Annotated in this window: 17 protein-coding genes; 8 read left to right on the plus strand and 9 right to left on the minus strand. The window is 62.5% G+C overall.

Annotated elements, in window-relative coordinates:
- Positions 1 to 9 precede the first annotated feature (9 nt).
- Positions 10 to 3,432: an indolepyruvate ferredoxin oxidoreductase family protein gene (locus V8359_RS05240; RefSeq protein ID WP_336427667.1), complete on the minus strand. Its 3,423-nt coding sequence runs from the start codon at positions 3,430 to 3,432 to the stop codon at positions 10 to 12.
- Positions 3,433 to 3,599: 167 nt separating this feature from the next.
- Here V8359_RS05240 and V8359_RS05245 point away from each other — a divergent pair, with 167 nt between their 5' ends.
- Positions 3,600 to 4,508: a LysR family transcriptional regulator gene (locus tag V8359_RS05245; protein WP_336427668.1), complete on the plus strand. Its 909-nt coding sequence runs from the start codon at positions 3,600 to 3,602 to the stop codon at positions 4,506 to 4,508.
- A 322-nt stretch (positions 4,509 to 4,830) separates the two neighbouring features.
- Here V8359_RS05245 and V8359_RS05250 read toward each other — a convergent pair whose 3' ends face one another.
- The 3 genes from V8359_RS05250 to prfA form a co-directional block, all read right to left on the minus strand.
- A complete protein-coding gene (locus V8359_RS05250; protein WP_336427669.1) occupies positions 4,831 to 5,412 on the minus strand; it encodes a DUF4167 domain-containing protein in 582 nt (193 codons plus the stop codon).
- A gap of 213 nt (positions 5,413 to 5,625) precedes the next feature.
- Positions 5,626 to 6,468, minus strand: a complete 843-nt coding sequence (gene prmC, locus V8359_RS05255; protein WP_336427670.1) for a peptide chain release factor N(5)-glutamine methyltransferase — start codon at positions 6,466 to 6,468, stop codon at positions 5,626 to 5,628.
- Positions 6,465 to 7,514 (minus strand): peptide chain release factor 1, encoded by a 1,050-nt coding sequence (gene prfA, locus V8359_RS05260; RefSeq protein WP_336427672.1) that lies wholly within the window; start codon positions 7,512 to 7,514, stop codon positions 6,465 to 6,467. The genes prmC and prfA overlap by 4 nt, the downstream gene beginning before the upstream one ends.
- A gap of 63 nt (positions 7,515 to 7,577) precedes the next feature.
- On the opposite strand from prfA, the gene V8359_RS05265 reads away from it, so the two are divergent.
- Positions 7,578 to 7,865, plus strand: coding sequence for a hypothetical protein (locus tag V8359_RS05265; protein ID WP_336427673.1), 288 nt, complete (start codon positions 7,578 to 7,580; stop codon positions 7,863 to 7,865).
- On the opposite strand, the gene V8359_RS05270 is transcribed toward V8359_RS05265, so the two are convergent.
- Genes V8359_RS05270 through V8359_RS05280 form a run of 3 tightly spaced genes read right to left on the minus strand, consistent with a single transcriptional unit; the run spans position 7,806 to position 10,401 of the window.
- Positions 7,806 to 8,225, minus strand: a complete 420-nt coding sequence (locus tag V8359_RS05270; RefSeq protein ID WP_336427674.1) for a DUF1499 domain-containing protein — start codon at positions 8,223 to 8,225, stop codon at positions 7,806 to 7,808. The two genes, V8359_RS05265 and V8359_RS05270, sit on opposite strands and share 60 nt — an antisense overlap.
- 3 nt (positions 8,226 to 8,228) lie before the next feature.
- On the minus strand, positions 8,229 to 9,194 hold the full coding sequence (gene speB / locus V8359_RS05275; RefSeq protein ID WP_336427675.1) for an agmatinase: 966 nt from the start codon (positions 9,192 to 9,194) through the stop codon (positions 8,229 to 8,231).
- A gap of 43 nt (positions 9,195 to 9,237) precedes the next feature.
- On the minus strand, positions 9,238 to 10,401 hold the full coding sequence (locus V8359_RS05280; protein ID WP_336427676.1) for a M20 aminoacylase family protein: 1,164 nt from the start codon (positions 10,399 to 10,401) through the stop codon (positions 9,238 to 9,240).
- A 62-nt stretch (positions 10,402 to 10,463) separates the two neighbouring features.
- Here V8359_RS05280 and mazG point away from each other — a divergent pair, with 62 nt between their 5' ends.
- Positions 10,464 to 11,267 carry a nucleoside triphosphate pyrophosphohydrolase gene (gene mazG / locus V8359_RS05285; protein WP_336427677.1) on the plus strand — a complete coding sequence of 268 codons (804 nt, stop codon included), beginning with the start codon at positions 10,464 to 10,466 and terminating at the stop codon, positions 11,265 to 11,267.
- A 119-nt stretch (positions 11,268 to 11,386) separates the two neighbouring features.
- Here the strand turns inward: mazG and V8359_RS05290 are convergent, their stop codons facing one another.
- Together V8359_RS05290 and V8359_RS05295 are read right to left on the minus strand one after the other, a co-directional pair.
- On the minus strand, positions 11,387 to 12,118 hold the full coding sequence (locus V8359_RS05290; protein ID WP_336427678.1) for a maleate cis-trans isomerase family protein: 732 nt from the start codon (positions 12,116 to 12,118) through the stop codon (positions 11,387 to 11,389).
- Positions 12,119 to 12,129: 11 nt separating this feature from the next.
- Positions 12,130 to 13,218, minus strand: a complete 1,089-nt coding sequence (locus tag V8359_RS05295; protein ID WP_336427679.1) for an anhydro-N-acetylmuramic acid kinase — start codon at positions 13,216 to 13,218, stop codon at positions 12,130 to 12,132.
- Positions 13,219 to 13,281: 63 nt separating this feature from the next.
- On the opposite strand from V8359_RS05295, the gene tyrS reads away from it, so the two are divergent.
- From tyrS to arsH, 5 genes are all read left to right on the plus strand, one after another.
- Positions 13,282 to 14,535 (plus strand): tyrosine--tRNA ligase, encoded by a 1,254-nt coding sequence (tyrS, locus tag V8359_RS05300; RefSeq protein WP_336427680.1) that lies wholly within the window; start codon positions 13,282 to 13,284, stop codon positions 14,533 to 14,535.
- A gap of 69 nt (positions 14,536 to 14,604) precedes the next feature.
- A complete protein-coding gene (locus V8359_RS05305; RefSeq protein ID WP_336427682.1) occupies positions 14,605 to 14,934 on the plus strand; it encodes an ArsR/SmtB family transcription factor in 330 nt (109 codons plus the stop codon).
- A 12-nt stretch (positions 14,935 to 14,946) separates the two neighbouring features.
- Positions 14,947 to 15,462 carry an arsenate reductase ArsC gene (locus tag V8359_RS05310; RefSeq protein ID WP_336427683.1) on the plus strand — a complete coding sequence of 172 codons (516 nt, stop codon included), beginning with the start codon at positions 14,947 to 14,949 and terminating at the stop codon, positions 15,460 to 15,462.
- Positions 15,463 to 15,485: 23 nt separating this feature from the next.
- Complete coding sequence (gene arsB, locus V8359_RS05315) at positions 15,486 to 16,532, plus strand: ACR3 family arsenite efflux transporter (RefSeq protein ID WP_336427684.1); 1,047 nt, start codon at positions 15,486 to 15,488, stop codon at positions 16,530 to 16,532.
- 81 nt (positions 16,533 to 16,613) lie between these two features.
- Positions 16,614 to 17,339, plus strand: coding sequence for an arsenical resistance protein ArsH (gene arsH, locus V8359_RS05320; protein WP_336427685.1), 726 nt, complete (start codon positions 16,614 to 16,616; stop codon positions 17,337 to 17,339).
- Positions 17,340 to 17,394: the final 55 nt, after the last annotated feature.

Raw genomic sequence — 17,394 nt, forward strand, 5'->3', positions numbered from 1 at the left:
TGTGACCGTTTATTCCGCGGCCACCCGCCCTGGTGCGCCACCTCCCTGCCGGATGCCGGACAGAAGGCTCTCGCGCGTTTTCGCGGCTTTTGCCTCGTTCGCGGCCTTGACCGGGCCAAAACCCCGGATCTCCAGCGGAAGCTCGGCCAACGCCACGATCAGGTCACGCGTCTCGGGATCAAGCATTGGAAGCACCTCGGCCATATCCGCCTCGTATTGCGTGATCAGCGCGCGCTCCATCTTGCGTTCGGCCGTGTATCCAAACGGATCAAATGGTGTTCCGCGCACTCGCTTCAGGCTGGCGAGCACCTTCATCGGCCCGCGCATCCACGCGCCGAAGGCCCGCTTTTGCGGCCGGCCATCCGCACCTGTCTTGGCCAGAAGCGGCGGCGCAAGGTGATAGGTCATGCGGAAATCGCCCCCGAATTCCTCGCGCGCCTTGTCCTCACTCGTGAGCAGAAGCCGCGCGACCTCATACTCGTCCTTGTAGGCCAGAAGCTTGTGATACCCCTTGGCCACCGCCTCGCGCACATCGTCATCCTCGATCACGTCCACGAGCTTGCGGTACCGTTTGGCCAGACGCTTGCCCTGATAGGCTTCGAGATGCGCCGCCCGAAAGGCGATCTTGTCATCCACCGTCTCGGGCATCTCCACCACGTTCGACCGGCACATGGCCGCCGCGTCCTGTGGGCAGTGCACGGCCCAACGACCAATCTCGAAGGCCCGCAGGTTGCGTTCGACAGCGGCCCCATTCAGGCGGATCGCATCGGCGATGGCCTCATGGCTCAGTGGGATAAGGCCCTTCTGCCACGCCGCACCGAAGACCATCATGTTGGAATAGATCGAGTCGCCCATCGTCACCCGCGCAAGCTCGGTCGCATCGAAAAGCTGAACCGCATCGCCAAGGCGCGATTCGATTGCCACGCCCAACCGCTCGAACGGCAATTTGAACTCGGGATCGCGGGTGAAATCGCCCGTGATGATCTCGTGATTGTTGACCACCGCACCGGTCTGACCGCGCCGCGTGAGGCCCAGTGTGCTCGCGCCCGCGCTCACCACGAGATCACCACCGATCAGCGCATGCGCCTCGCCCGTGGCAACCCGGATGGCGTGGATATCGCCGGGCTTCTCGGCCAAACGGCAATGAATATGCACCGCGCCGCCCTTCTGGGCCAGACCCGCCATCTCCATCATGCCGGCACCTTTGCCGTCGAACTGGGCCGCCTGCGCCATCACGGCACCGATCGTCACGACACCCGTGCCGCCGACACCGGTGATCACCACGTTATGAGTGCCGTCGATCTCGGGCAGGGTCGGGTCGGGCAGATCGGGCAGCACCAGATCGGTGGAGGCCTCCTTCTTGATCTGCGCCCCTTCCAGGGTGACAAAACTCGGACAGAACCCCTTGAGGCAACTATAATCCTTGTTACAGCTCGACTGATCCACCGCCCGTTTGCGGCCCAGTTCGGTCTCGACCGGAACAAGGCTCACACAGTTTGACTGAACCCCGCAATCGCCACAGCCCTCACAGACATCGGTGTTGATGAACACGCGCTTGTCGGGGTCGGGAAATGTGCCGCGTTTGCGCCGGCGCCGCTTCTCGGCGGCACAAGTCTGAATATAGACGATGGCGCTCACACCCTTGATCTCGGTGCAGGCTTTCTGCACATCCATCAGCTCATTGCGCGGATGCACCTCAACGTCGCGCGGAAATGCGCCCGGGTCTACGTCCTCTTTCTCGTCATAGACCACCGCCACATGCTTTACGCCCATGGCGCGCAGTTCGTTCACGATGCGCGGAGCATCCAGACCGCCCTCGTTGGGTTGCCCTCCGGTCATCGCCACCGCGTCGTTATAAAGGATCTTGTAGGTGATGTTCACACCCGCGGCGAGTGCGGCCCGAATGGCCAGAATGCCCGAGTGGTTGTAGGTGCCATCGCCAAGGTTCTGAAAGACATGGCCGCGTTTGGAAAACGGCGCCTCACCGATCCAGTTGGCGCCTTCGGCACCCATATGGGTAAATCCGCTCGTTTCGCGATCCATCCACAGCGACATGATATGACAACCGATTCCGGCGTAGGCGCGGCTCCCCTCGGGAAGTTTGGTCGACGTATTGTGCGGACAGCCCGAACAGAAATACGGCAGGCGGCTTGCGATATCGGCGGCATTGTCGGACTTGCGCGCCTCCGCAATCCGCTCAAGCCCGGCCTTTACCCCGTCGGTGCCGCGTCCTTCTTCGATCAGGATCGTGCCGATCTTGTCCGCGATCATGACGGGATCAAGCGCCATACGCGTCGGGAATAGCTCTTCTTGATGCATGCTTCCCGCACCGCCCTTGTACCAGCCATAGACACGGCGCCCGCGCCGGTCGTCAAAGATCGCCTCTTTGATCTGCACCTCGATCAGCTTGCGTTTCTCTTCCACCACCACGATCAACTCAAGCCCTTCGGCCCATTCGTGGAAGCCTTTCATATCCATCGGAAAGGTCTGCCCGATCTTGAGCGTCGTAATACCCAGCCGCTCGGCCTCGGCCTCGTCGATGCCCAAAAGGTCAAGCGCATGCACAAGGTCGAGCCAGTTCTTGCCCGCCGCGACAAAACCGATCTTGGCCCCCGGCTTGCCCCAGACCCTCTTGTCGATCTTGTTGGCATGGGCGAATGCCTCGGCGGCATAGCGTTTGTGGTCGATCATCCGAGTTTCCTGCGGGATCCAGTGATCGCCAAGCCGGATATTCAGCCCGCCCTCGGGCATATTGAATTCCGGCGTCACAAATTTCATGCGGTCGGGCCGCCCGTCCACGACGCTCGTCACCTCCACGGTGTCTTTCATCGTCTTGAGGCCGCACCAAACGCCCGCGAAGCGGCTCATCGCAAAGCCATAAAGACCGAAATCAAGGATTTCCTGAACCCCTGCGGGCGACAGAACCGGCATATAGGCATCCACCAGCGCCCAATCGGACTGATGGCACACGGTCGAGGATTCGCCGGTATGATCGTCACCCATCGCCATGAGCACACCGCCATGCTTGCTCGTGCCGGCCATGTTGGCATGGCGCATCACATCGCCTGAACGGTCCACGCCCGGGCCCTTGCCGTACCAGAGGCCGAAAACGCCGTCATACTTGCCTTCGCCTCGAAGTTCGGCTTGCTGGCTCCCCCAGAGGGCCGTTGCGGCAAGGTCTTCATTCAGCCCTTCCTCAAACTTGACCCGCGACTCGGCCAGAAGTTTTTCGGCGCGACGCATCTGCAAATCCACGGCGCCAAGTGGCGATCCGCGATACCCGGTCACATAGCCCGCGGTATCAAGCCCGGCTTCCTTGTCTCGCCGCGCCTGCGTCAACATCAGACGGACAAGCGCCTGCGTGCCATTGAGCAAGATCTGATCTTTCTCCAGATCGAACCGGTCCGACAGTGATATCTCTTGCTTGCTCATGGCTGGCCTCCTTTTCGCGATCATACCAATGATATAGGGCTATATTAGGTCATAATACATGACCTACCAAGAGATTTCTCGCCACCCCGCACCGGTTGTTCTGTTCAAGGCAAGATTTTATTTGCTATTGCGTGAGCGGACCCGAATGGATTTGGAAAGTTGCTTTTATGGATTGGGACAAGCTCAGGATATTTCACGCCGTGGCCGATGCCGGGAGCCTTACCCACGCCGGTGATCTGCTTCATCTGTCGCAATCGGCCGTGTCCCGTCAGGTCCGCGGGCTTGAGGATTCGCTCAATGCCACGCTTTTTCACCGCCATGCGCGGGGCCTGATTCTCACCGAGCAGGGCGAATTGCTGTTCGATGCCACGCGCGCGATGATGAAACGACTAGACGCCGCAACAGCGCGGATTCGGGACAGCGAAGAGGAAGTATTCGGCGATCTGCGGGTCACCACCACCGTGGGGTTCGGGACATTGTGGCTCGCCCCGCGCCTGCCCAAGCTTTTTGATCGCTATCCCGAGCTCAACATCGACCTCATGCTTGAGGAATCCGTGCTCGACCTGCCCATGCGCGAGGCCGATGTCGCCATCCGCATGAAAGAACCCAGTCAGGCCGATCTTATTCGCAAACGGCTGATGAGCGTGCATATGCGCCTTTACGCCTCGCCCAGCTATATCGAGAAATACGGCGCGCCCGAAACCATGGCCGATCTCGGCAATCACCGCCTGATCTGTCAGAATCCGAGCGCGGCACAAGTGGGCGCCGGCGCCACCCTCGTGGCTCAGCTTCTGGCCGAGGGGGTGCCCTCCAAGCTGACCGTGAACAACTATTTCGGGGTGCTACAGGGCGTGCTCTATAATGTCGGAATCGGGGTCCTTCCCGACTACCTGATCCGCGACTTCCCCGACCTGATCCGCGTTCTCCCTGAGGTGGAATCGGTCGAAGTGCCCGTTTTTCTCGCATATCCCGAGGAACTCAGGCATTCTCAGCGCATCGCCGCGTTCCGCGACTTTGTTCAGGAAGAAATCGTCGCATACAGAAAAACCATTAAATCTCAGGGACATAAGCCCTGAATACCGAGGCATGCAGGCAACGCATATCAGGGTTGTCATCTGCGTGACATGTTTTTTCTTGCCTGCTCAAATAACTGGCACTAGATGCTCGTTATGACGATGGCGCTCTAGTTTAGCGCGATCATCATACCTCCCTGTTGGACTATGGCCGAGCTTAGTGCTCGGCCTTTTTTTTGGAAAATCCCGCGCTGACCGGGCTTTATGGGTGTGATATTGTTCGTTGAATACCCATGCAGGGGTCGCACGCAAACCGCAAAGGCCGTCCGCATCGGGCGGCCTTCCTGAAAACTGTGATCCGGGACAGGGCGAAACGGCTGATGGATTATTCCGCCGCTTCGGGTGATTTGCCGCTGTCGTCGTCACCGCCCTGCTGGTCGGACTCGCCCGTCTCGGAGGATTGCTCCTCCTGCTTGGGCTTGCGGCGCGGCTTGCGCGGTCGCTTGGGCGCGTCACCCTTGCTTTTGTTTTCGGGCGTCTCGACGAGGCCGCTACCGTCATCCTTGGCCTCGGTCGTCTCGGGTTTCTGATCGCCGCCGGTCTCACCGTCGTCGCCGCCCTCCCGGTCCTGACGCTCTCCGCGTTCCCCGCGCTCGCGGTCGCGCTCGGCCTGACGTTCCCGGTTCTGGCGCTCCTGCTCTTCGCGGCGCGCCTCTTGCTCTTTCTGGGCCACCCCCAGCAAACGCAGGTAATGCTCCGCATGCTGTTGAAAGTTTTCCGTCATGACCCGGTCGCCCGACAATTGCGCATCGCGCGCCAGCTGATTGTATTTCTCGATGATCTGCTGGGGCGTGCCGCGCACCTTGCCCTCGGGGCCGGAGCTGTCGAACACGCGGTTCGTGACATTGCCCACCGACCGGTTATTGCGGTTCGACTTATTACGCGAACGTGACTTCTGTGTTCTCATTGTATTGCAGCTGAGCCTTGTGCTGTTAAATCTGCCCGACCTTGTGAATGTTCCCCGGTCCCTTGGGAGCCGGATCAAGGCGATTGTTGGCTTGGCATCAGGTGGGATGTCCTCAAGTCGGCTTTCACCACGCTGACCCCACTTGTGTAATCATGACCACCGGGGGCACACAAGCGAAAACCACGAAGAAAGCGGATTTTGGCCCGATTCTCCTTAAGAATCATTAAAATCGGGCGCATTCGCCATGACGACACGGTCCCGATCGTCCAGATCGGCGACGACACGGACACCTACAAACCCACCCGCGTGCATCAGATCGGCCACCGCCTCGGCCTGTGTGGGGCCGATTTCCACCATGAGACGCCCACCCGGCTCAAGATACCGCAAGGCTTCCCCGGCGATCACGCGATAGGCGCTCAGACCGTCGCCCCCGTCGCTCAGCGCCATATGCGGCTCGAACTTCAGCTCGGGCGAAAGGCCCGCCATTTCCGCCTGCGCGATATAGGGCGGGTTTGACACGATCAGATCAAAGCGCCCCTCGATCCCCGAAAACCAGTCCGCACATCGAAACTCCGCCTGCCCCGCCACATTGAGCCGTTGGGCATTGTCCCGCGCCACGCCAAGCGCGGCCTCCGACAGGTCGGTGCCAACCCCCCGAGCCTCATCGCGGTCGGCCAGAAGCGTGATCAGGATGGCTCCTGACCCGGTGCCAAGGTCGAGCACACGTGAAAACGGCGCTGCAAGCGCCGCCTCAACCAATGCTTCGGTCTCGGGTCGTGGATCAAGCACATCACGGCTCACCGTGAACCACCGGCCATGGAAAAGCCGCCCGCCGAGGATATGCGAGACCGGCTCGCGCCGCGCGCGTCTGGCAATGTAATCCGCAAAGCGGGTGCGCACGCTCTCGTCGATCTCATCGGCAAGGCACAGCGTCAGCCGGTCCGCCGTCACGCCCATCGCCCCCGCCATCAGACGGCGCGCATCCCGCGGCGCGCCCTCGATGCCAGCCTCCACGAGCTGCGCCACGCCCGCGCGCAGCACCGCATCGCCCCTCATGCGCCCATTTCGGCCAGTTGCGCCGCCTGTGCATGCGCGGTCAGCGCGTCAATGACCTCGTCAAGGTCGCCCGCCATGACCTGATCCAGCTTGTAAAGCGTCAGGTTGATCCGATGATCGGTCATCCGGCCCTGTGGAAAGTTATAGGTGCGAATCCGCTCGCTCCGGTCGCCCGATCCCACCTGCGCCGACCGCTCGGCGCTCCGCGCGTCATGCGCGCGCTGCCGCTCAAGGTCAAAGAGCCGCGACTTGAGCACCTGCATCGCGATCTCGCGGTTACGGTGCTGCGATTTCTCGGAACTGGTCACGACGATCCCGGTGGGCAAGTGGGTGATCCGCACCGCCGAGTCGGTGGTGTTCACATGCTGTCCGCCCGCCCCGCTGGCCCGCATCGTGTCGATACGGACATCACCGGGGTCAATGGCGATGTCGACATCCTTCGCCTCGGGCAAGACCGCAACCGTGGCAGCACTTGTGTGAATGCGCCCGCCGCTTTCGGTTTCCGGGACACGCTGAACCCGGTGAACGCCGCTCTCGTATTTGAGCCGCGCAAAAACATTCGCGCCTTTCACATGCACGACGGCCTCGCGGATCCCTTCCAGTTCGCTGGCATTTTCCTCGACCACGTCAAAGGTCCAGCCGCGCGCCTCGGCGTATCTGGCATACATGCGCATCAGGTCACCGGCAAAAAGCGCGGCTTCCTCGCCGCCGGTGCCGGGCCGGATTTCGATGATGGCGGGGCGCGCATCGGCGGCATCCCGGGGCAGAAGTGCCAGTTGCAACGCCGCCTCACGCTCGGGGAGTTCTCTCTCCAAAAGCGCAAGCTCCTCCTGTGCCAAGGCGCGCATCTCGGGATCGTCCAGAAGCGCGCGGGCTTGTGCAATCGCCTCACGCGCGGCCTCATAGGCGCGAATCTCTTCGACCACGGGGCGCAATTCGGCGTATTCGCGCCCAAGCTGCGCAATATCCCCCGATCCCTCGGCCATGGCGGCCTCGAGATACTCAAAACGCTCAATGATCTGGATCAGACGGTCTTGCGGCAACATGCACCTCTCGTCCTTCATTCGCGAGGTCTGGTCAAGAGGCTGCACCATGCTATGATTGACAGTATGGCCCGTCTTCTTCTCATAACGCTCTGCATCGTCGCACCGGCGGCCATGGCGGATGTGCAAGGCAAGAATGGCAAGACCATCGACTGCTACTGCACCGACAGCGACGGCGCGCGACAGGAATTGGGCGAGATGATTTGCCTTGCCGTTGACGGCAAGATGTTCATGGCACAATGCCAGATGTCGCTGAACGTCCCGATGTGGCGCAAAATTTCCGATGGCTGCCTGTCATCCGCCCTTCCCCAAAGCCTCCAGCCAGCCTTCGACACGGGCGCGGTTGACTCCTAGGTCGCTCTTTCCGAACCGAAGACGCGCGAACACCTCAACCATGCCTTCATCAAGGCTGATCGTCGTGTAATCGGGAAATCCGAACACGCGGCTGCGCGTCACATAGGTCACCATGCGGTCGTCCAGGCCGCCCGTCAGGTGCCGGGTGCGCGGGGTGGCGCGAATGATCCGGTCAAGCCGCGCCAGCGTGTCGGCATCCCCCGGCCCCCGCCAGATATGGCCGCCGTTGCGGGGGATGTGGCCCGTGCCCGTGGCATCCGCCCCGTGATGCCATCGCGCCGGATCACTCGGGGCAAGGCGCACATAGGCCATTCCCCCCAGCATCAGAACAACGAGTGTCGCCAGCCCCCACCTCACCATGCCTCAACCACGCCGTGTCCAGCCCCAAAGGCACATCAGTTCGGTCACCACATGCGCCCCAGCCACCGCCGTGGCATTCCCCGCGTCGAACGGCGGCGACACCTCGACCACGTCGCCCCCGACCATGTTGATCCCCGCGATATCGCGCAGGATGATCGCCGCTTGCCCGCTCGAAAGACCGCCCCAGACCGGGGTGCCCGTCCCCGGCGCAAAGGCCGGGTCAAGCCCGTCGATGTCGAAGGTGACATAGGTGGGATGATCGCCAAGGATTTCCCTGATCTTGCCGGCGACCGCGACCGGCCCGGTCTCGTGCACTTCGCGCGCGTCGATGATGTTCACGCCCAGCGGATCGTCGTTGACCGTGCGGATGCCCACCTGAACGCTGCGCGCCGGATCAACAAGGCCCTCTTTCACCGCCTTGTAGAACATCGTTCCGTGATCGACCCGGTCCATGTTGTCGTCCGGCCACGTGTCGGTATGCGCGTCGAACTGCAACAGCGAAAGAGGTCCGTATTTCTCGGCATAGGCGCGAAGGATCGGGAAGCTGATATAGTGATCCCCGCCGATCGCGATACTGCCCGCGCCCGCCGCGAGGATACCCTTGATATGCGCGGTCAGGGCGGCGGGAAACTCGGGAATATTGGCATAGTCGAAGGCCAGATCCCCATAATCGACGACGTCCAGCTCATCCATCGGGTTATAGCCGTCCCAGCCATAGGGCGCATCGAAGGCCTGAAGCGTGCTTGCCTCGCGCACCGCCCTCGGCCCAAGGCGCGTGCCGGGCCGGTTCGTGACAGCCTGATCAAACGGGATCCCCGTGATCGCAAGGTCGACCCCCGCCAAGTCCTTGGTATATCGCCGCCGCAGAAAGGACGTGGCCCCGCCAAAGCTGTTCTCGTGGCTCAGTCCCCGCAGGCTCTTGCGCGTGAACGCCTCATCAACCTGGTTTTTCGCATCTTCAAGCGACATGTTGGTTCCTTCTCAATCATCGCGCACCCGGGCCCTGCTCGGCTCAGGCGGCTGGCTGCGCCCGCTCCACGAGACGGGCAAGAAAGGACGCGCCGACCGGGGCCACCGCGTCATTGAAATCAAAGGCGGGATTGTGCAGCCCCGGCGCATCCCCCTGCCCGAGGAAGAAATAGGCCCCCTTGCGCGCCTCAAGCATATAGGAGAAATCCTCGGCCCCCATTTCGCGCGGGCGGTCGGTGACCACGGGCGCGGCGCCCGCCACCTCGCGTGCCACGTCGGCGGCCCCGCGCACCGCCTCGGCGTCATTTACCGTCGCCGGATAGCCGATCTCGATGCGCAGCTCGGCATCGACACCATAGGCCGCGGCCTGCCCCTCGACGATCTCGCGCAGGCGGCGGTGGACCATCTCCTGCACGCCCTTGTCAAAACTGCGGATCGTGCCGTTCAGATAGGCGGTCTGCGGGATCACGTTATCCACGGTCCCGGTATGGATCTGCGTGACCGACAGAACGACATCCTCGGTCGCGCGGTGGTTCCGGCTCACGATTGTCTGAATGGCCTGAACGATCCCGCAGGCCGCCACCACCGGATCGCGTGTCTCGTGCGGATAGGCACCATGCCCGCCGACGCCTTCGATATCCACGTGAAAGGTATCGACCGCCGCCATGATCGGCCCGGAGCAAGTGAAAAAGCCCCCGGCCTCGACCCCCGGCAGAATGTGCAGCGCATAAACCTCGTCCACGCCATAGCGATCAAGAATACCTTCCTCGACCATCACGCGCGCGCCGCCCGGCCCTTCCTCGGCAGGCTGAAATATCAGGACCGCCCGCCCCGCGAAATTGCGCGTCTCCGACAGGTATTTCGCCGCCCCCAAAAGCATCGCGGTATGACCGTCATGACCGCAGGCATGCGTGGCGCCCTTGCGCTCGGACGCCCAGTCCGCGCCGCTCGCGTCCTCCATCGGCAGCGCGTCCATATCCGCGCGCAGCCCGATGACCGGCCCCTCGCCCCGGCCTTCGATCACGGCAACCACACCACTTTCCGCGATGCCTGTCTCGATCTGGCTGATCCCGAACTCACGCAGCCGCGCGACCACGAAGGCCGCAGTGTCATGACAGGCAAAGCCAAGCTCTGGGTTGCGGTGCATATGCCGCCGCCATTCCGCCATTTCTTCGGCAAAACCGGCCACCCGGTTGATCACGGCCATGTCTGGACTCCTCGCCTGCCTCAGGTCAGGGTCCACTCAACCCCAATCACAGCGGTGACGCAATGCCCGAAACCCCGACCCACGCCGACCCCATGCAGCGCCTTGTCGCGATCATGCGCGCGCTGCGCGATCCCGCCACCGGATGCCCGTGGGACATCGAACAGGACTTCGGCACAATCGCCCCCTACACCATCGAAGAGGCGTACGAAGTGGCCGACACGATCGAGCGTGAGGCATGGCACGAATTGCGCGGTGAGTTAGGCGATCTGCTTTTGCAAGTGGTGTTTCACGCCCAGATCGCCGCCGACCGGGGGCTATTCGATTTCGCCGACGTGGCCGAAGACATCGGCCAGAAGATGATCGACCGGCACCCGCATGTCTTTGGTTCCGAAAGCCGCGATAAATCCGCCGAACAGCAGACCCGCGACTGGGAGGCGATCAAGGCGGCCGAACGCGCTGCGAAGGCGCAGACCGGCACGCTTGATGGTGTCGCCGTGGGCCTGCCCGCCCTGCTCCGCGCGCTCAAGCTGCAAAAACGGGCGGCCCGGGTCGGCTTTGACTGGCCCGAAACCGATCAGGTGCTCGACAAGATCACAGAAGAAGCCCGCGAAGTGCAGGAAGCCGCCCGCGACCTGCCCCACGAGAAGATCGAGGAAGAAATGGGCGATCTGCTTTTTGTCATGGCCAATCTTGCCCGGCACATGAAGGTTGATCCCGAAGCCGCGCTGCGCCGCGCCAACACCAAGTTCACCCGCCGTTTCGAATGGATCGAGGCCGAGCTTGCCCGCATGGCCAAACGCCCCGAAGACAGCGATCTGGCCGAGATGGATATGCTCTGGAATGCTGCGAAAAAGGCAGGTCTGTAAGCTCCGCTACAGCGGTTCGCCTTTGACCCGAGACACCAGCGAAAGGTGGAATGCGCGCCCGAGCGAACTGTGGCCAGCATGTCGCAAAATTCTATGGGTCAGGTTTTTCGCGAAGTTCTTTATCCCTGATAAAGCCGTCCCGGCCCCCAGCCTTTCGCGTCAAGACCGGCCAAGCGCAGCATGTGCCAGATCAACGCTTGATTCGAGCTGATGACCGGCTTGCCCAGCGTCTCTTCGACCTCTTCGATGATCCCGAAGGTGCGCAGGTTGGTGCAGCTTGCAAAGACCGCCTCGACACCCTCGGCGCGGCCCGCCTCGAGCATTGCCGCGCGCGTGCTGTTCTCGGATATCCGTGCGACCTTCTGATCGTCCGACTGACCGAAACTGACTTGATGCAGAACGTCGATGCCATGATCGGCAAGATGCGCGCACATCGGGCCGGTCACGCTTGGCACATAAGGCGAGACAAGGCCGATTTTCGCCGCGCCCACGGCGCGCAAGGCGGCAATCACCGCACACATCGGGTTGGTGACGGGGGTTTCAGGATGGGCCACCTGCACCAGTCGCGACACCTCCCCGGGGCCGATCACCGTCGCCCCGGAGGTGCAGGCATACCCCACCACCCGAAGGTCCGGCGGCAACAGCGACGCGGTGGCGGTCATTTCATCGGCCATTGTAACCAGCGTCTCGGGCGTGACTTCGGCAATGGACGGTATCCGCGCATGCAACATGTTGACGTCGCGCCGAGCGATCACCGCGCGGGTCTCGTGCTCAAGCGTTTCGTCATTGCTCAGAAGGATCAATCCGAACCGCGCACCCCCCGCCGCTCCCTCGTCCAGTGTATAATTCATGCCCAGCTCCCCTATGGCCTGCTCAGGGTGCCGCCAGACACGGCGGCACGCACCCCTGTGGTCCCGGGGCAGGATGTGGGCAAACCTCGCGCCACGCGCACGGCAAGAAATGCGAAAGCTTGCGCCTCAAGCATGTCTCCGTCAAGCCCCACAGCCTCAACAGGCTCAACCGAACAGTCAAGGGCGGCGCGCAGCATGTCCATCATGACCGGATTGTGCCGCCCGCCCCCGGCCACCAGCATCCGCTCGGGCGGGACAGGACAATGCTCCATCGCCCGCATCACCCCCGCCGCGCACATCGCCGTCAGGGTTGCGGCGGCGTCCGCGTCCGACAACTCTCCCACAAGGTCGATCATGTCCGAAAACGCGTTCCGGTCGAGCGACTTAGGTGGCATCCGGTAAAAATAGGGGTCCTCCAGAAAAAGCTCCAGCGCGCCCTCGGCCACCGTGCCCCCACGCGCCAGCGCGCCGTCTCGGTCAAAAGGAATGCCGCGCCGATTGAACATCAGATCATTGACCGGCGCGTTCGCAGGCCCGGTGTCAAAGGCCAGCAGCGCGCCCTCCTCCTCGGGTGCGGATTTGCGCGGATCGATCCATGTGAGGTTTCCAACCCCACCCAGATTAAGAACCCCAAGCGGCGCATCGGCACCGATCCACTGCGCGCAGGCGAAATGATAAAATGGCGCAAGTGGGGCGCCCTGACCGCCCATGCGCATATCCGCGCTGCGGAAATCCCACACGACCGGACCCCCAAGCGTATGGGCCAGCGCGGCCCCGCAGCCCAGCTGATGCGTGCCTCGCCCTCCCGGCTCATGGGCGACGGTCTGACCGTGAAAGCCAAAGAGATCGGCCGAGATCGGTGAAAGCGCCTCCTCGTGCGCGGCCATCACCACCTCAAGCGCGGCCTCAAGAGCATCCCCCGGCCACAGCCCGAGGGCGGCCCGCAGGGTCGCGCTTTCCTCGTCGGAATACGCGCGATAGCCGGTTTCGCCGAAGCCAGCGATGCGCGCGCCGTCGGTCTCGATCACCGCCACGTCCACCCCGTCCAGAGAGGTGCCCGACATCGCACCGGCGGCCCTGATCACACCCGGCCCCAACATGGCCTTTTCCTTCGCCTGTTCCACCCCTATACATGCCGCGCAAATCAGCCGGGAACAAGCGCGATGACCTATCACCCCAAATCCGAATTCATGTCCGTGATGATCGAGCGCGGCTTTCTTGCCGATTGCACCGATTATCAGGGGCTTGACGACGCGATGCAGCAAGGCGTCGTGCCCAGCTATATCGGCTATGATGCGACGGCCAAATCGCTCCACGTGGGCCATCTTCTCAACATCATGATGCTCCGCTGGCTGCAAAAGACCGGTCACAAGCCGATCACCCTGATGGGCGGCGGCACCACCAAGGTGGGCGACCCAAGCTTCCGCGCCGACGAACGACCCCTGCTCGGACCTGAGCGGATTTCTGAGAACATCGCCGGCATGAAAGCCGTTTTCGCCAGCTATCTCACCTATGGCGAGGACGAAACCGACGCGCTCATGCTCGACAATGCCGAATGGCTCGACGGGCTCAACTATCTCGAATTCCTGCGCGATATCGGGCGGCACTTCTCGGTCAACCGGATGCTGTCGTTTGAATCAGTCAAGTCCCGGCTCGACCGCGAGCAATCGCTCAGCTTTCTCGAATTCAACTACATGATCCTTCAGGCCTATGACTTCCTCGAACTGAACCGCCGCTATGGCTGCCGGCTTCAGATGGGCGGCTCGGACCAATGGGGCAACATCGTCAACGGCATCGACCTGACCCGCCGGGTGATCGACCATGAGGTTTTCGGCCTCACCTCGCCGCTCCTGACCACGTCGGACGGGCGCAAAATGGGCAAGAGCCAGGGCGGCGCCATCTGGCTCAATTCCGAAATGCTGAGTCCTTACGAATTCTGGCAATTCTGGCGCAACACGACCGATGCCGACACGGGCCGCTTCCTCAAGCTTTATACCGAACTGCCGGTCGAGGAATGCGAACGGCTGGGCAAGCTGGCCGGGTCCGAGATCAACGACGCCAAGATCGTGCTGGCCAATGAGGTGACAACGCTCCTCCACGGCGCCGACGCCGCGAGAAAGGCTCAGGACACGGCGCGCGAAGTGTTCGAAAAGGGCGGTGTGGGCGAGGATTTGCCCACCGTCGAACTGAACATGGCCGAACTTGGCGATGGCATCTCGGTGGTGCAGCTTCTGGTGAAAACCGGCCTTGCCAAGTCCGGTAAGGATGCCAAGCGCCTGATCGCTGAACATGGCGCGCGCATGGATGACGCACCGCTGACGGATGCGGGCACGATGATCGACGCGGGCGCCCTCGCCTCGCCGATCAAGCTCAGTGCCGGGAAAAAACGGCACGCACTCGTCAAGCTTACCGGCTGACGGCCACACAGGAACGGTGTCACGAAATCTTCGCTTGCGCAGGCGCAATATATCCATCATTCGTGATATATGGATATAAACACCGCCGCCACCGCCTTTGCCGCCCTGTCACAGCCCCTCCGGCTGGACGTATTTCGCAAGCTTGTGCAGGCGGGTGATGCGGGTATGGCGGCGGGCGACATCGCCGACGCCTGCAACACGAAACAGAATACCATGTCGGCCAACCTCTCGGCATTGCGTCAAGCGGGCCTGATCCACAGCACCCGCGAAGGCCGCTCGATCCGCTATCACGCCGACCATGACGGCATCCGCCGCCTTCTGGGGTTCCTGCTCGAGGATTGCTGCGGCGGAAATCCCGCGCTTTGCCAACCGCTTATCTCTGAACTCACCTGCTGCTAACCGGGGGCGACCATGACAGACCGACCACGCAATGTGCTCTTCCTGTGCACGGGCAATTCCGCCCGTTCCATTCTTGCCGAGGCGATCATGAACGCCACCGGCTCGGGGCGTTTCCGCGGCTATTCCGCCGGCTCGCACCCCTCCGGCGGCCCCCACCCCCGCGCGCTCGCGCTACTTGAGAAGATCGGTCATCCCACAGACTCCCTTCACTCCAAAAGCTGGGATGTCTTCGCCGAATCCGACGCCCCCGAGATGGATTTCATCATCACCGTCTGTGACAACGCGGCAGGCGAAATCTGTCCGGTCTGGCCCGGCAAACCCGCCACCGCGCATTGGGGCCTGCCCGACCCGGCAGCCGTCACCGGCTCTGACGTCGATCAGGCGCTGGCCTTCGCCGACACTTACCGAATGCTGGTGCGCCGGATCGAAGCCTTCGCCGCCCTCCCCCTCGACACGCTCGACGGAATGTCGCTGCAAACCCGCCTCGACGCGATTGGCGCGACCGACACCTCACCCGAGACCGCCTGACCGACTCACGACAAGGAAATTCAATGCCCGACACCACATCCCCCAAGGTCGACGCCCTTGGCACGTTCGAACGCTACCTGACCCTCTGGATCGCTGCGGCGATGATCATCGGTATCGCGGTAGGGTCAGTCGCCCCCGGCCTCGTGGACGCGGTGGCCTCCGCCGAAGTGGCGTCTATCAATCTCGTGGTGGCGGTGCTCATCTGGGCGATGGTCTATCCAATGATGGTGAGTGTCGATTTCGGTGCCGTTGCGGGCGTCGCACGCCAACCCAAGGGGCTGATTGTCACCCTGACTGTCAATTGGCTCATCAAGCCCTTCACAATGGCGCTCCTTGCCGTTCTCTTCTTCGAGTATGTCTTCGCGCCATGGATCTCACCCGAAGACGCCGCACAATACACTGCCGGACTGATTCTTCTGGGGGCGGCGCCTTGCACGGCCATGGTCTTCGTGTGGTCACAACTTACCCGTGGCGATGCGACTTATACGCTGGTGCAGGTCTCGGTGAATGACCTGATAATGATCGTGGCTTTCGCTCCGATCGTGGCCTTGCTTCTGGGCGTGACAGACATCAGCGTGCCGTGGGAAACGCTTGTTCTAGCAACGGTGCTCTATGTGGTTCTGCCTCTCATCGCCGGGCTGCTCACCCGTCGCGCGCTTGGCTCGGCCCAAGCGATTGACGCCTTCACAGCACGGATCAAGCCGTGGTCGATGATCGGCCTCATCGCGACCGTCGCCATCCTATTTGGCCTACAGGGCGATGTGATCCTGTCCCGTCCGTTCGTCATTGCGCTCATCGCCGTGCCCATTCTGATTCAGAGCTACGCGATTTTCGCCGTGGCTTACGGCGCGGCCTACGCGCTCAAGGTGCCGCACCGCATCGCGGCGCCATGTGCCATGATCGGCACATCGAACTTCTTCGAACTTGCCGTCGCCGTCGCCATCAGCCTCTTTGGCCTCAACTCGGGCGCGGCGCTTGCCACGGTCGTTGGGGTTCTGGTCGAGGTGCCGGTGATGCTCTCGCTCGTCGCCTTCGCCAATCGCACGCGCAACCGCTTTCAAGGCGCCTGAGCCATAACCTTCAAGCGCCCCATCGCCGCCATCCGGGGCCCGGTCCGCGCAACATGTTCATCGACAAGAAAGGCCAGCGCGTTGCCTGACACGCCCAATATCTCTACCCCCGATCTGCACGACATCGACGAAGACAGGCTCTTTCCCCAGACGCGCCCCGCGCACCCGCCGCGCATCCTGCTGCTCTACGGGTCTCTGCGCGACCGCTCCTTCTCGCGCTTTGCCGCCGAGGAGGCCGCGCGCATCCTGACGCGGCTCGACGCCGAGGCCCGACTCTTCGACCCCTCTGGCCTGCCGCTGGTCGATGATGCGCGCGATGACCACCCGAAAGTCACCGAACTGCGCGATCTCGTCATGTGGTCCGAGGGCATGGTCTGGTCCAGCCCGGAACGTCATGGCGCGATGACCGGGCTGATGAAAACCCAGATCGACTGGATTCCGCTTGCGCCCATCGGCGGCGTCCGCCCCACGCAGGGCAAGACGCTGGCGGTGATGCAGGTCTGCGGCGGATCGCAAAGCTTTAATGCCGTCAATCAGCTCCGCATCCTCGGGCGCTGGATGCGGCTCATCACCATTCCGAACCAGTCGTCTGTCGCAAAGGCATGGGACAAATTCGACGCGGACGGGCGCATGATGCCCGGCCCCTTCTACAACCGGATCGTGGATGTGATGGAAGAGCTGATGAAGTTCACACTTCTGACACGCGGTGCGTCGGACTATCTGACCGACAGGTATTCCGAACGCGTCGAAAGCACCGAGGCCCTGTCCCGGCGGGTCAACCTCTCACGCGCCGTCGGACCGAAGTAAAAGACGCGGTCGATCACCCTTTGTCGCACCGACGCGATACCGACGTGAATACCGA

This window comes from Roseovarius sp. E0-M6 (assembly GCF_037083845.1).
Lineage (GTDB): Bacteria > Pseudomonadota > Alphaproteobacteria > Rhodobacterales > Rhodobacteraceae > Roseovarius.

Bases quoted from the DNA above. Each gene is read 5' to 3' on its own strand.
- V8359_RS05240 (WP_336427667.1), bottom strand. From the start codon at position 3,432: ATGAGCAAGCAAGAGATATCACTGTCGGACCGGTTCGATCTGGAGAAA.
- V8359_RS05245 (WP_336427668.1), top strand. From the start codon at position 3,600: ATGGATTGGGACAAGCTCAGGATATTTCACGCCGTGGCCGATGCCGGG.
- V8359_RS05250 (WP_336427669.1), bottom strand. From the start codon at position 5,412: ATGAGAACACAGAAGTCACGTTCGCGTAATAAGTCGAACCGCAATAAC.
- prmC (WP_336427670.1), bottom strand. From the start codon at position 6,468: ATGAGGGGCGATGCGGTGCTGCGCGCGGGCGTGGCGCAGCTCGTGGAG.
- prfA (WP_336427672.1), bottom strand. From the start codon at position 7,514: ATGTTGCCGCAAGACCGTCTGATCCAGATCATTGAGCGTTTTGAGTAT.
- V8359_RS05265 (WP_336427673.1), top strand. From the start codon at position 7,578: ATGGCCCGTCTTCTTCTCATAACGCTCTGCATCGTCGCACCGGCGGCC.
- V8359_RS05270 (WP_336427674.1), bottom strand. From the start codon at position 8,225: ATGGTGAGGTGGGGGCTGGCGACACTCGTTGTTCTGATGCTGGGGGGA.
- speB (WP_336427675.1), bottom strand. From the start codon at position 9,194: ATGTCGCTTGAAGATGCGAAAAACCAGGTTGATGAGGCGTTCACGCGC.
- V8359_RS05280 (WP_336427676.1), bottom strand. From the start codon at position 10,401: ATGGCCGTGATCAACCGGGTGGCCGGTTTTGCCGAAGAAATGGCGGAA.
- mazG (WP_336427677.1), top strand. From the start codon at position 10,464: ATGCCCGAAACCCCGACCCACGCCGACCCCATGCAGCGCCTTGTCGCG.
- V8359_RS05290 (WP_336427678.1), bottom strand. From the start codon at position 12,118: ATGAATTATACACTGGACGAGGGAGCGGCGGGGGGTGCGCGGTTCGGA.
- V8359_RS05295 (WP_336427679.1), bottom strand. From the start codon at position 13,218: ATGTTGGGGCCGGGTGTGATCAGGGCCGCCGGTGCGATGTCGGGCACC.
- tyrS (WP_336427680.1), top strand. From the start codon at position 13,282: ATGACCTATCACCCCAAATCCGAATTCATGTCCGTGATGATCGAGCGC.
- V8359_RS05305 (WP_336427682.1), top strand. From the start codon at position 14,605: ATGGATATAAACACCGCCGCCACCGCCTTTGCCGCCCTGTCACAGCCC.
- V8359_RS05310 (WP_336427683.1), top strand. From the start codon at position 14,947: ATGACAGACCGACCACGCAATGTGCTCTTCCTGTGCACGGGCAATTCC.
- arsB (WP_336427684.1), top strand. From the start codon at position 15,486: ATGCCCGACACCACATCCCCCAAGGTCGACGCCCTTGGCACGTTCGAA.